Consider the following 12762-nt stretch of genomic DNA (forward strand, 5'->3'; position numbering starts at 1 on the left):
GCGCCGCAGCAACGATTCGGCCGCCTCGACCCGAAAAACTGGCGACAAGTCCCCTCGTCCCCTACGATTGCGGGCGGTTATGTCTCCAAGCGACTCACGGGCCGGGGAACGTAGCGCCTGTCGGGCGGGGTAAGCCCGAGGAGAAACGGTGGAGCCAACAAACGTCGGAAGTCCCGACTACTACCATAAAGTCGTGGATTGCCAGTGGGCCTGCCCGGCCCACACGAACGTACCGGGTTACATCCGCCTCATCGCGCAGGAACGGTACGACGACGCCTACATGCTCAACTGGGAGTCGAACGTCTTCCCGGGCATCCTCGGCCGGACGTGCGACCGCCCCTGCGAGCCCGCCTGCCGCCGCGTAAGGGTCGAGGAGAAACCAGTCGCGATCTGCCGCCTCAAGCGGGTGGCGGCCGACCTCCGGGGCGACGTCACGCCCCGCTTCCCGGAGATCCCGAAGCAGAAGAACGGAAAGAGGATCGCCTGCGTGGGCGCGGGCCCCGCGTCGCTGACCGTCGCCCGCGACCTCATGCCCCTCGGCTACGAGGTCACGATCTTCGAGAAGAACGACCGGCCGGGCGGCCTCATGTGGACGAACATTCCCCAGTTCCGGCTGCCCCCGGAAGTGCTGTGGGAGGAGATCGACTACATCCTCGACATGGGCGTGGACATCCGCTACAACGCGCCCGTCGAAAGCATGAAGTGGCTGCTGGAGCAGGACTTCGACGCCGTCTTCGTCGGCTCCGGCGCCCCGCGCGGCAAGGAGCTGCGCCTGCCGGGCCGGTACGACACGGACCACATCTACATCGGCATCGACTGGCTGGAATCCGTCGCCTTCGGGCACACGAACTCAATCGAGGAGAACGTGCTCGTCATCGGGGTCGGGAACACCGCGATGGACTGCTGCCGGACGTCGAAGCGGATCGGCGGCACGAACGTCAAGGTCATGGCCCGCAAGTCGAAGCCGTACTTCAAGGCCTCTCCCTGGGAACTGGAGGACGCGGAAGAGGAACTCGTCGACATCGTCGAGAACCACTCGCCCACCGAGTTCGTCGTCGAGGACGGCGTCCTGAAGGGGATGAACTTCGACATCGTCGAATGGCACGAGAACGATGAGGGGCGCCTCGTCTCCACGAAGCTCGACGAGGCGTTCTTCCCGGCGGAAGCCGTCATCCTCGCCATCGGGCAGGAGACCGCCTTCCCGTGGATCGAGGATGACGCGGGGATCGAGTTCAACAAGTGGCGCGAGGCGGTCGTCGACAAGACGACCTTCATGTCGACGCGCGAGGGCGTCTTCTTCGGCGGCGACGCGGCGTGGGGCCCGGAGAACATCATCTGGGCGGCCGAGCACGGGCATCAGGCGGCGATCTCCATCCACGCGTACTGCAACGGCGAAGACCTCCGGAAGCGCCCGCCCGAGCACATGAACCTCGTGAGCGCCAAGATGGGGCTCCACGAGTGGAGCTACTCGAACGACTACGAGTACGCGCAGCGGCGGAAGATGCGGCACGTCCGTCTGGAGGAGCGCCTCCAGAGCATCGAGACGGAAGTCGAGGAGGGCTTCGACCTCGAGCAGACGCTGACCGAGGTCGAACGCTGCCTGAACTGCGACATTCAGACGCATTTCACCGGAAGCCTGTGCATCGAATGCGACGCCTGCATCGACATCTGTCCTCTCAGCTGCCTCACGATCACGCACAACGGGGAAGAGGCGGAACTTCGCACGCGGCTGACCGCGCCGGCCGAAAACGCGGAGCAGGACATCTACGTGTCGGAGCCGCTGCCGCAGACGGCCCGCGTCATGGTGAAGGACGAGGACCTCTGCATTCACTGCGGACTGTGCGCGGAGCGCTGTCCGACGGCCGCCTGGGACATGCGGACCTTCGATCTGCTCAAGCCCTACGCGGGACAGGACGCGGAGCACCCCTACTCCGGGCTGGGCATCGAGGAGATGTCGCCGGGCGGCCTCGTTTCGGTGACTCCCTGACGGAATGGCCGACATGAAGGCGGACCGCGTGAACGACTTCGCGCTCAAGATCGGCACCGTGAACGGCACGGGCTCCGCGAGCGCCAACGGCCTCATCATGCAGTCGATCTTCCGGATGGGGGTCCCGGTGTCGGGGAAGAACGTCTTCCCCTCGAACATCCAGGGCCTTCCCACCTGGTACGAGATCCGCGTGAACCGGTCGGGCCACGTCGCCCGCACGCCGGACTTCGACCTCATCGTGGCGATGAACCCGGAGACCTACGCCCAGGACATCGAGGAACTCGTCCCCGGCGGCTGGCTGCTGTACGACTCGAGCTGGCCCATGGCCGATACGCTGCGGCGCGAGGAGGTGACGTTCCTCGGCGTCCCGCTGGCCGAGATGTGCGTGAAGACCTTCGACGGCGGCCGCACGCGCATTCTGATGAAGAACATCGCCTACACGGGCGCCCTCGCTGCCCTCCTCGACATCGACATGGATATCATCCGCGGACTGCTCGAGGAGACCTTCGGCGAGAAGAAGCGTCACCTGCTCGAGGCGAACTTCGAGGCGATCCGGCTCGGCTACGACTATGCGGCCGAGAACTTCGAGTGCCCCCTGCCGATTCGGCTCGAGGGCATGGACGCCACGCGAGAATCGATCCTGATCGACGGCAACACGGCGGCGGCGCTCGGCTGCGTCTACGCGGGCGCGACGGTCGCGGCCTGGTATCCGATCACGCCCTCGACCTCGCTGGTCGACGCCTTCACGGCGTATTGCCGACGTCTGCGCGTGGAGGACGAGACCGGGCGGAGCAAGGCCGCGATCCTGCAGGCGGAGGACGAACTCGCGGCGGCCGGCATCACGATCGGCGCCGGGTGGGCCGGGGCCCGCGCGTTCACGGCCACGAGCGGGGCCGGGATCTCGCTCATGACGGAGTTCATCGGGCTCGCGTACTACGCCGAAGTCCCGTGCGTCTTCTTCGACATTGAGCGCGTGGGCCCATCGACCGGGATGCCCACGCGCACCCAGCAGGGCGACATCCTCCTCTGCGCCTACGCCTCGCACGGAGACACGAAACACCTCTGCCTCTACCCGAAGGACCCGGCGGAGTGCTTCGAGTTCAGCGTACAGGCGTTCGACCTCGCGGAACGCTTCCAGACGCCCGTCTTCGTGCTCTCCGACCTCGACATCGGGATGAACGACTGGGTCGTGCCCCGCTTCGAGTGGGACGACGAGTACAGGCCGGACCGCGGGAAGGTGCTCGACGCGGAGGCGCTCGCGGAGATCGAGACCTTCTATCGCTACCTCGACGTGGACGGCGACGGGATCCCGTATCGGACGATCCCGGGCGAGGATCCGAAGGGTGCCTACTTCACGCGCGGCTCCGGCCACACGAAGTACGGCAAGTACACGGAGGACCCCGACGAATACCAGGAGGTCATCGACCGCATCGCCGTGAAGATCGACAATGCGGCGGACGCGGTGCCTCCCCCGGAGATCCGCTCGCGTCCGGACGCCCGATACGGACTCATCACGCTGGGCGCCTGCGACGGCGCGGTGCGCGAGGCCATCGAGCGCATGGAGACGGAAGACGGGCTCCGGCTCGACTACATGCGGATCCGCGGGTTTCCCTTCGCGCCCGAGGTCGCGCGCTTCATCGAGGCCCACGACCTCAACATCGTCATCGAACAGAACCGGGACGCGCAGTTGAAGTCGCTGCTCACGCTGGAGACGCCGGCCTCGAAGGACCGGTTGACCTCGGTCCTCCGTTACGGAGGGCTCCCGCTGAGCGCGCGCCACGTCATCGCGGGCGTGAAGGACCGCCTCGGTCTCGCGGCGGAGACCGCGGAAGGAGTGGGTGCATGACGTACATCGCCAAGCCGCGGGTCTTCCACCCGAGTCTGGAGAAGAACGAGCTGGGGCTCACGCGCCGCGACTACGAGGGTGTGATGTCCACGCTGTGTGCGGGGTGCGGCCACGACTCCGTCACCGCCGCGCTGATCGAGGCGGCGTGGGAACTTGCGATCCCCACGCACCGGGCGGCCAAGATGAGCGGGATCGGCTGCTCGTCGAAGACGACCGCCTACTTCATGTCCGAATCGCACGGCTTCAACAGCGTGCACGGGCGGATGCCGTCGGTCGCGAGCGGGGCGAACGCCGCGAACCGCGACCTCGTCTACATCGGCGTTTCCGGGGACGGGGACTCGCTCTCGATCGGGCTCGGGCAACTGTGCCACGCGGTGCGGCGCAACCTCAATCTCCTCTACATCATCGAGAACAACGGGGTCTACGGCCTGACGAAGGGCCAGTTCTCGGCCTCGGCCGACATGGGCTCGAAGTCGAAGCGGGGCGTACCGAACGAACAGCCTCCCATCGACCCGGCCCTGCTCGGACTCTCGATCGGCGCGACCTTCGTGGCCCGCGGCTTCTCCGGGGACAAGGACCAGCTCGTCCCCATCATCAAGGCCGGGATCCGGCACCCGGGCCTGGCCCTGGTCGACGTCATCTCCCCGTGCGTGACCTTCAACGACCACGTGGGTTCGACGAAGAGCTACGCCTACACGCGCGAGCATTTCCGCGAGGCGGTCGAGGCCGCGTTCGTGGCTCCCAAGGACTTCGTCCCCCCCGCGGATGAGATCACGGCCGACATAGGGTCCGCCGATGTGCGCGACGTTCGCATGCACGACGGCAGCGTGATCCGCTTCCGCCAGGTGGAAGGCGACTACGATGCGACGGACAGGGACGCCGTGTACGGCTACCTGCGCGAGCGACAGAACGCGGGCGAGGTTCCCACCGGGCTCCTCTACGTGGACCCGGAGTCGCGGGATCTGCACGACGTGCTGGGGACGGTCGACCGACCGCTGTGGAACCTCCCCTTCGAGGAATTGTGCCCCGGAGCCGACGCGCTGGACGCCCTGATGGAGAACTACCGATAGCGGCCGAGCGGCGGGCGGCTCGCCTCGAGGCGGTGCAGCCCGTGCTTCCGTCGCGGGATGTCGCCGCGGCGATCGGTTTCTACGTCGGGCGGCTCGGCTTTGAACTCGCTTTCGCCGATTCCACGCGCGATCCGGGGTACGCCGGCGTGAGGCGGGACGGGATCGAGTTGCACCTCCAGTGGCACGACGCGGAGGAGTGGTCCCGCGTCGAGCGGCCCATGCTTCGCTTCGTCGTGCCCGCGGTCGAGGATCTGTTCGAGGAATACCGGGATCAGGGGGTCTTCCACGAGCGCACGGCCCTGCGGCGGACGCTATCGGGTACGCGCGAGTTCGCTTTCTACGACCTCGACATGAACGGGCTCACCTTCTATCGCGCTCTCGCCGAGGGCGAGACACCGGACGCGCCCGAGGGCGAGGAAGGCGCCGACCGCTACGCCGCGGACCGCTAACGGCTACGCGGCGTCGCCGGGATCGCATGCGTACCGGGACAGATGTGCGCCGATCAGGGCGCCGACGACCGGTCCCCAGACGTAAGGGAACGAGAAGGAGCCGATCCCCAGGGCCACGGCGGGATTGAGCACGCCGTTCGATCCGTGGGCGGCCCAGGAGATTCCCACGACGAGTGCCGCGCCGATGACGGCGCCGGTCAGCCGGACCGGGATCCGGTGCATGAAGACGGCCGCGATCGTGAAGGCGAGCAACGCGGCGCCCAGCAACTCGGCCACGCCGGTGCCGGCCGACGCGTCCACGGGGAGCGGGACGCGGTCGGCGAACAGGACGCTTCCGAGGGCGAGGGCCAGTCCGGCGCCCGCGAACTGCGCCGCGATGAACCAGCCGGCGTCCTTCGCGTCGAGCCTGCCCACCGACCAGATGGCAATCGTCACAGCCGGGTTGAGCAGGCAGCCCGAGACAGGCCCGAGCAGGTGAACCAGAACCCCCAGCGTGAGTCCCGCCATCGCTGGCGTCGGGATGGGAAAACCGGGGTTGTGGACGGAGATCGATACGGACAGCGCGAGCGCGAACGTGCCCACGAGTTCGGCGGCGACAGCCCTCGGCCTCATGCGTTCTCCCTGATTGCGCGGGACGGCGAGCCGCCACCGGAGCGGACGTCGGCGGCGGGGCGTAAGATCAGCGGCGCCAGCATACGACGATTCCGTCGCCGGGGGCCACTGCCTCACCGAGGAGTTCACATGACCTGGACCGCGCCCGCACACTGGCTGCGCATCGAGACGATCGACGCCCACACCGAGGGAGAGCCGCTGCGCGTCATCGTGGCGGGGTTCCCGGAGTTGGAGGGAGACACGGTCCTCGCGCGGCGTCGCGTCGCGCGGGCGGACCACGACGAACTGCGCCGCGCGCTGATGTGGGAACCGCGGGGACACGCCGACATGTACGGCTGCCTCGTGATGCCTCCCGTACGGCCGGGATCGGACTTCTCCGTCCTGTTCATGCACAACGAGGGCTATTCGACCATGTGCGGTCACGGGATCATCGGCGTGGCGAAGATCGCCGTCGAAGCCGGCTGGATCGGCGGGTCGGGCAGGGAGCGGCCCGTGGCGATCGACACGCCCGCCGGGCTCGTGCGCGCCACCGCAATCCTGGACGGCGAGCGGGTCCGGGAGGTTCGGTTCGTCAACGTGCCTTCCTTCGCGCCCGCACTGGGGGGGGCCGTAGAGGTCGAAGGGCTGGGTACGGTCTCATACGACCTCGCCTTCGGCGGGGCCTTCTACGCCTACGTCGATGCGGACGCGCTCGGGCTCTCGCTCACCCCAGGCGGTGGCGCCGATCTCATCGACGCGGGTCGCCGGATCACGCAGGCGGTGTCCTCGTCCGCCGGGGGCGACATCTCGCATCCGGACGACCCCGATCTCGGATTTCTCTACGGCACCGTATTCACGGGTGCGGCGGCCGACGCCGCGCACCACTCGCGGCACGTCTGCATCTTCGCGGACGGGGAACTCGACCGGAGTCCGACCGGGACCGCCGTGAGCGGCCGCCTCGCCATCCTTCACGCCCGAGACCAGATCGTCGAGGACGCGGACATCGTCGTCGAGAGCATCATCGGCGGCCGGTTCAGCGGCCGCATCGTCGACACGACAACCGTCGGTGGACATCCCGCCGTGGTGCCCGAGGTAAGTGGCCGCGCCTGGGTCACGGGCCGGCACGAATTCCTCGTCGATCCGGAGGACCCGTGGCGCGACGGCTTCCTCGTCCGCTGAGGGGCCGGTTCCGCTGCTGAGCTGATTCGCGCCCCGAGTCCGCCGCCCACAGGAGGCGAAATGCCGCATATCGAAACGGTAGCCCCCAACAATGCGACGGGGCTGGTCGCGGACGAGTACGAGAAGGCCGTCCGCCGCGCCGGGCGCGTCTTCAACGTGATCGGAATCCAGAGCCTGAACCCGCCCGTCATGCGCGCCTCGATCCGGCTCTACGAGGCGTTGATGCTGGCGCCGGGACCGCTGGGGCGGGATGTGCGGGAAATGCTGGCGACCGTGACCTCGCGCGAGCTCGACTGCTTCTATTGAACGGAAGCGCACGGAGAGGATCTCCGTCAGGCCACCGGAGACAATGAGTTGGCCCGCGCGGTCCGGATCGACTATCGGACGGCGGGGCTCGACGTGAAGACGCGCCGGCTGATGGACTATGCGGTGGCGATCACGCGCGAGCCGACGTCCACCGCGCGTCGGGACATCGACGAGTTGCGGGAGGTCGGCTGGACCGACGCGCAGATCCTGACCGCGACCGAGGTCGTCGGCTTCTTCAACTACTACGTGCGCATGGTCGAAGCGCTGGGCGTCGAACCGGAGCCGGAGATGGAGCGGGACCCGGCCGTGTGGCCGGATCCCTGATCTCGGCCGGCTAACCTCCGGACCGGCCTCGTGCGCGGGCGGCGCCGGTCGACCTGGTGCTGCCGCCGGAGCGGCGGACCGCGCCCCCGGATCGGGAGCCGCCGCCGGAACGTCTGACGCCGCCGCTCGACCTTGACGAGCCCGGGAGGCGCACAGCCGGCCTCGGCGACCGCGGGACGGACTGGCGCGCCACGGGCCGGTTCGAGGACGGTGGGCGGCGAAGGATGGGCCGGGATGGCCTCGCCGTCGTAGGCCGCACCGTCGGTCGCGCGGGTGCGGACCGCCCGGTGGGTCTCGCCGGATTCGACCGAGCCGTCGGCCGCGTCGTCGCGCCCCCCGTCCGTCGTACGGCAGGCCACTCCCGGACCGTCCGCGGACGGACGATCCGGCGACCGCCGTCGTCGCTCGTGCGCGGAGAGGCGCGCTGCACGCCACCGGAGCCCGACCGCGTCACAGGCCGCACGGCGGGACGTCTCGCGGTTGCTGCAGCATCCCGCGTCGTCGGTCGCCGAATCGCCGGACGGGCCTCGTTCGTCGGCGATGGGCGGCTCGCCCGCTGCACGCCGGGCCGCGTCGTCCGCTGCACTCCGGGCCGCTCCAGCCTCGACGCACGGCCCTCCGCCGATCGCGTGGTCACGCGGACGGGCGGTGTGCCCGCTGTCCGCGAGGACCCGCTCGGCGCCCCGGCCGTCGCGTCGCGGGCGCGGGCCGACCGGCCATCGCGGCTCCTCAGCACGACGCGTTCGACCTCCCGCGGCAGACTCGTGCCGCGATCGATGAAGCCGTTCGCATCGACCGCCGTTCTCCCGTCGCGCGAGACCGCGCGCCGCAAGTTCGCCAGCGTCTGCGCCGGTCGCCGGCGCGCCTCGCGCCCGAGCAGGCGGGAGTCCGTCAGCAGCACGCCGCGCTCGACCGCCTTCCGTCCACGCCCGAAGTCCGAGCCGCCCACCGAGTAGAAGTGCTGCCGCCGGTGTCCGAGGCGGCCGTGCGGCAGGAAAGTCCAGTGCCGATAGCGCCCGAAGCCGCCCCCGATGTGTCCGTAAACCCCGAAGTGGAAACCCCAGCTGCTTCCGTAGTAGTTCCGGTAGTGGCGCCAGTAGTAGCCCGACGGAATCCAGCCCGCGTAGCTTGGGCCCCAGTACCAGTAGACGTGCGCGACGGCGAACCGCCGGCCCGGGAACCAGATCCAGCCCCAGTCGGGATTGAGGTCCCAGTACCCGTAGTGGTAGGGCACCCAGCCCCATGGTTCGTACGAGACCCAGAACATCCCGCTGGGGGTGTGCCGCCAGCGCCCGTGCCGGTACGGCGCCCAGCCCGTAGACACCCGCGGGCGCCACGCGACCCCCGCGTCCACGTGCACCCACGACCCGTGCCCACCGAGCGAAGACGCGGCGTAGTGGAGGTCCGGATCCACATGAGCGGTGTACTCGCCGCCCGCGGAGTCGCCGAGCCCCTGGCCCCATGCCTCCAGGCGATCGAGACCCGGAGCCGCAGCGAAGCGGAGCCCGTCGCCTCGCGTCCCCTCGACGAAGAGGCTCTCTCCCCGCCGAACCTCGGCGAGTTCCGTCTCTGTCGTGACTTCCGCCACCCCCTCGCGCACGACGACTTCGCTGCGCCGCTCGTCGTCGACGACGATCAGGAAGGAACCGGCTCCCCGCGGCCGGATCGTCGCGTTCGGCGTGACGACCGAAGGCCACTCGGAGTCCGGCGGGTTCACGGCCACGACGAGCTGCAGCGACCCGCGCACGAGTTCGAGGATGGATGCGGGATCGCTCGTATCCGGAGAGTTGGCGAGCGCGCGGAAGAGAAGTTCCGCCCGGTCCCCGATCCGAACGAGGTTTCCGTCGGCGAGCGAGATTTCGACGCGCGATTCGCCGGACGCGAAGATCCGGTCGCCGGCGAGGACAGGTTCGTTCACCGCGAGCTGGACGCGCTCCCGGGTGTCTCCCTGAATGAGCGTCGCGGACCCGTCCAGCGCACGGACGTATCCGTAGCTGCCGTCGATCCCGCTCTGCGCGATCGCGGCGTCGTAGTCGATCGGGGTCTCCGCCTCCTGGGCGGAGACCGGGGGCGCGACGAACGAGGTGCCCCACGCCAACCCGACCGCCCACACCCGCCGCCGGCCCCGCAACCGCCGGGGCGCTCCGGAGTTTCCTGCCGCCTTTGCGAACCGCATCCCAAGCTCCCGTGTTTCCCGATCCCCGCCCCGGGCGGCCGGTTCGCCGCCGGGACTGTCTTCAGAGACTAGACGGTCCGCCGGCGAAGTCGGTCACCGGCGGTCACGGACGGCGGGTGCGGCGTCACCACCTAGGGCAGATCGTCGATCCACTCCGCGATGAAGAGGTTCGTGTTGCCCTCGTGCGATCCGTGCCGGTTCGATCCGAACACGAGATAACGGCCGTCCGGACTGAACATGGGGAAGCTCTCGAACTCCTCGCTGAACGTCACCTGCTCCAGCCCCGTGCCGTCCAAATTCACGAGGAAGAGGTCGAAATTGCGGCTGCGCGGATCGTCCTCGTTCAGGTTGGAAGCGAAGATCACCTTCTCGCCGCTCGGGTGGAAGAAGGGGGCGAAGTTCGCGGCCCCGTTGTCCGTGAGGCGCACCCGATTCGAGCCGTCCGCGTCCATCACGTAGATGTCGAGCACGCCGGGACGGACGAGACCGTCGGCCAGGAGCGCCTGGTAGTCCGCGAGTTCCTCCTCGCTTTCCGGGTACCTCGCCCGGTAGACGATCTTCGATCCGTCCGGGGAGAAGAAGGGGCCGCCATCGTATCCGGGCTCGTCCGTGAGCTGCCGTACATCGGAGCCGTCGGGATTCATCGAGTAGATGTCCAGGTCTCCGTCGCGCGTGGAGGTGAAGACGATCCGCGACCCGTCCGGGGCGAGGGTCGCCTCCGCGTCGTAGCCGGGACTCGAGAAGATCGTCCGGACGTCGGCACCGTCCGGCTTCGCCGTGTAGATGTCGAAGTCGTAGAGCGCCCACACGTACCCGCGCCGCATGTCCGGCGGCGGAGGACACTCGGGCGCCGCGTGGTGCGTGGAACTGTAGACGATGCGCGAATCGTCCGGGAAGAAGTACGCGCAGGTGGTCCGTCCGAGTCCCGTCGACACGAGCTGCGGATCGCCGCCCTCGACGCCGATCGTGAAGATCTGATCGCACTCGTATTCGCCCTCGTGCCGGCGCTGGAAGATCAGCCGCTGTCCGTCCGACGAGTAGTAGGCCTCGGCGTTCTCCCCCTCGAAGGTGAGCTGAGCCAGGCTGGCGAAGCGTCGCTCTTCCGGAAGCGGATCGCGGATCACGGCGCCGCTCTCCGCATCGTTCCGGGCCGCATCGTTCCGCCCGGCCGCGTCGTTCTGTTCTCCCGTGTCGCCGGTGCAGGCCGTCGCCGCGCAGACGGCCACGAGCGTCAGGGCGACGCGAGTCGGCGCCGATGCTGAGTGTGCTGAATTCAAGAGAGCCTCGGTCTTTTCGGTTGGGTGTCCGGCGACGCGCTTGCCGCCGTTGTACGCTTGAAGCCTCCGGTGGGGCTGCGGGCCCACACGGTAAGGTTCACGCGCTCGCGGGGCCAGTTTACGGAGCGTCCCGTTTCACGAATTCCGAAACGATACGTTCCAGGGGGTGAGAACGAAGGAGAAGGCGGATGGAGAGGTGGTGCCGAGGCGGATGACGATAGCTGCGGAGCCGGAACGGCAGGTGAACGACTGGTCCGAACGTTACGGCGGGGAATTGCGGCGCCATGTAGCCGCGATGGTGGGAAACGCGGAGGAAGCGCGCGATATCGTGCAGGACCTGTGGGTGACGGCGCTCCGTGCGCGGCCCGAGGCAGGGGCCGGCGCCAACATCCGAGCTTGGCTGTACCGCGTCGCGACCCATCGGGCGCTCGATCACCTCGCGATGCGCCGCCGCCGTTCCGAATTGCTCGCGGCCCACGCCGGGGAGCTGGAGTCCGGCGCGCTTCCGGCGACGGATGCGGTGTTGAGTCGGCTTTCCGAAGCCGCCGCGGCGCGCGTCCGGAAGGGTGTCGCGGAACTCCCCCGGCGGCAGCGCGACGCCGTCTGGCTCCGCTGGATCGAACAGTTGGACTACGCGACGATCGCCCGCCGGATGAATTCCTCGCCGGAGGCTGCGAGAGCCAATGTCTACCAGGGGATGAAGAAGCTGCGTCGCGACCTCGCCGAGGTGTGGCGCAAGGAGGGGCCGATATGACTCGACGTTGCACGACCTGTCGCGAAGAGGATGTACTCGCGTGGATCCTGGGCGACCCGGATGCGGACGCCGCTCAGAAGCTCGCCGAACGCATGGCGGCCTGCCCTGTCTGTCGGGAGCGGGCGGTGGAATACCGGCTCCTGGAGCGTTCCGCGAAGGCCCTGCGAGACGGGCCGGCGATCCGGTGGCGCCGCTTCGACTCGCCGTTTGGCGTCATGCGCATCGCGGCGAGCGCGGCGGGACTTGCCGCGCTCTCGTGGCAGGACGAGAGCGACGACGCGTTCGTCGACGGCCTCGAGCACCGATACGGGTCGACACCCGTGGTGTCCGATACTGACCGGCTCGCCTCCGCGGAAGAGCAACTGACGGAGTACTTCGGCCGTCGCCGCCTTCGCTTCGATCTCTTCGTCGACCTCACGGAACTGGGCGACTTCCCGCGCGCCGTACTGGGCGCCGCCTCCGGACTCGACTTCGGCGAGACGGTGACGTACACGGAGATTGCCCGGCGAATCGGCCGTCCGAAGGCGTCACGCGCGGTGGGCAACGCGCTTGGCCGGAACCCGGTACCGATCATCGTGCCCTGTCACCGGGTCGTCCGGACCGACCGGACGCTGGGCGGATACACCGGCGGACTCCGGTACAAGCGCGCGCTCCTCGACATCGAGGGCCGGACCGATCTCCTCGGTTCGCACGGCCAGACGGAGATGCCGCTCGCCTGACCCGCCGGGAAGCGGGAACTCCGACGGGTGCCGCCGGTACGTCCAGGGATGGGATCCCGGCGCCGTGCCTGCACGCGGCCGCCG

Annotated in this window: 12 protein-coding genes; 9 read left to right on the plus strand and 3 right to left on the minus strand. The window is 68.8% G+C overall.

All coding sequences use genetic code 11. The annotated features are described in order from the left end of the window. Window positions 1-148 precede the first annotated feature (148 nt). Genes RN901_RS13600 through RN901_RS13615 form a run of 4 tightly spaced genes read left to right on the plus strand, consistent with a single transcriptional unit; the run spans window position 149 to window position 5352 of the window. The gene (locus RN901_RS13600; protein ID WP_310758839.1) at window positions 149-1987 is read left to right on the plus strand and encodes an FAD-dependent oxidoreductase; all 1839 of its coding nucleotides are present in this window, start codon (window positions 149-151) and stop codon (window positions 1985-1987) included. 13 nt (window positions 1988-2000) lie between these two features. Then, window positions 2001-3833: a 2-oxoacid:acceptor oxidoreductase subunit alpha gene (locus RN901_RS13605; RefSeq protein WP_310758840.1), complete on the plus strand. Its 1833-nt coding sequence runs from the start codon at window positions 2001-2003 to the stop codon at window positions 3831-3833. Next, window positions 3830-4903 (plus strand): 2-oxoacid:ferredoxin oxidoreductase subunit beta, encoded by a 1074-nt coding sequence (locus RN901_RS13610; RefSeq protein ID WP_310758841.1) that lies wholly within the window; start codon window positions 3830-3832, stop codon window positions 4901-4903. Before RN901_RS13605 ends, RN901_RS13610 begins: the two co-directional genes overlap by 4 nt. 41 nt (window positions 4904-4944) lie before the next feature. Continuing rightward, entirely contained in the window at window positions 4945-5352 is a 408-nt protein-coding gene (locus tag RN901_RS13615; RefSeq protein WP_310758842.1) for a VOC family protein, read from the plus strand. A 3-nt stretch (window positions 5353-5355) separates the two neighbouring features. Here the strand turns inward: RN901_RS13615 and RN901_RS13620 are convergent, their stop codons facing one another. Then, the gene (locus RN901_RS13620; protein WP_310758843.1) at window positions 5356-5964 is read right to left on the minus strand and encodes an aquaporin; all 609 of its coding nucleotides are present in this window, start codon (window positions 5962-5964) and stop codon (window positions 5356-5358) included. Window positions 5965-6093: 129 nt separating this feature from the next. On the opposite strand from RN901_RS13620, the gene RN901_RS13625 reads away from it, so the two are divergent. Genes RN901_RS13625 through RN901_RS13635 form a run of 3 tightly spaced genes read left to right on the plus strand, consistent with a single transcriptional unit; the run spans window position 6094 to window position 7752 of the window. After that, on the plus strand, window positions 6094-7122 hold the full coding sequence (locus RN901_RS13625) for a proline racemase family protein (protein WP_310758844.1): 1029 nt from the start codon (window positions 6094-6096) through the stop codon (window positions 7120-7122). 60 nt (window positions 7123-7182) lie between these two features. Next, complete coding sequence (locus tag RN901_RS13630; RefSeq protein ID WP_310758845.1) at window positions 7183-7428, plus strand: hypothetical protein; 246 nt, start codon at window positions 7183-7185, stop codon at window positions 7426-7428. A 48-nt stretch (window positions 7429-7476) separates the two neighbouring features. Beyond that, a complete protein-coding gene (locus RN901_RS13635; protein ID WP_310758846.1) occupies window positions 7477-7752 on the plus strand; it encodes a hypothetical protein in 276 nt (91 codons plus the stop codon). Between the two features lie 10 nt (window positions 7753-7762). On the opposite strand, the gene RN901_RS13640 is transcribed toward RN901_RS13635, so the two are convergent. Together RN901_RS13640 and RN901_RS13645 are read right to left on the minus strand one after the other, a co-directional pair. Further along, window positions 7763-9928 (minus strand): DUF6600 domain-containing protein, encoded by a 2166-nt coding sequence (locus RN901_RS13640; RefSeq protein WP_310758847.1) that lies wholly within the window; start codon window positions 9926-9928, stop codon window positions 7763-7765. 131 nt (window positions 9929-10059) lie between these two features. Then, entirely contained in the window at window positions 10060-11205 is a 1146-nt protein-coding gene (locus RN901_RS13645; RefSeq protein ID WP_310758848.1) for a hypothetical protein, read from the minus strand. A gap of 166 nt (window positions 11206-11371) precedes the next feature. Here RN901_RS13645 and RN901_RS13650 point away from each other — a divergent pair, with 166 nt between their 5' ends. Together RN901_RS13650 and RN901_RS13655 are read left to right on the plus strand one after the other, a co-directional pair. After that, on the plus strand, window positions 11372-11959 hold the full coding sequence (locus tag RN901_RS13650) for an RNA polymerase sigma factor (protein WP_310758849.1): 588 nt from the start codon (window positions 11372-11374) through the stop codon (window positions 11957-11959). Then, window positions 11956-12678 (plus strand): methylated-DNA--[protein]-cysteine S-methyltransferase, encoded by a 723-nt coding sequence (locus RN901_RS13655; protein ID WP_310758850.1) that lies wholly within the window; start codon window positions 11956-11958, stop codon window positions 12676-12678. The genes RN901_RS13650 and RN901_RS13655 overlap by 4 nt, the downstream gene beginning before the upstream one ends. Window positions 12679-12762 lie beyond the last annotated feature (84 nt).

This window comes from Candidatus Palauibacter soopunensis (genome assembly GCF_947581735.1).
GTDB lineage: Bacteria > Gemmatimonadota > Gemmatimonadetes > Palauibacterales > Palauibacteraceae > Palauibacter > Palauibacter soopunensis.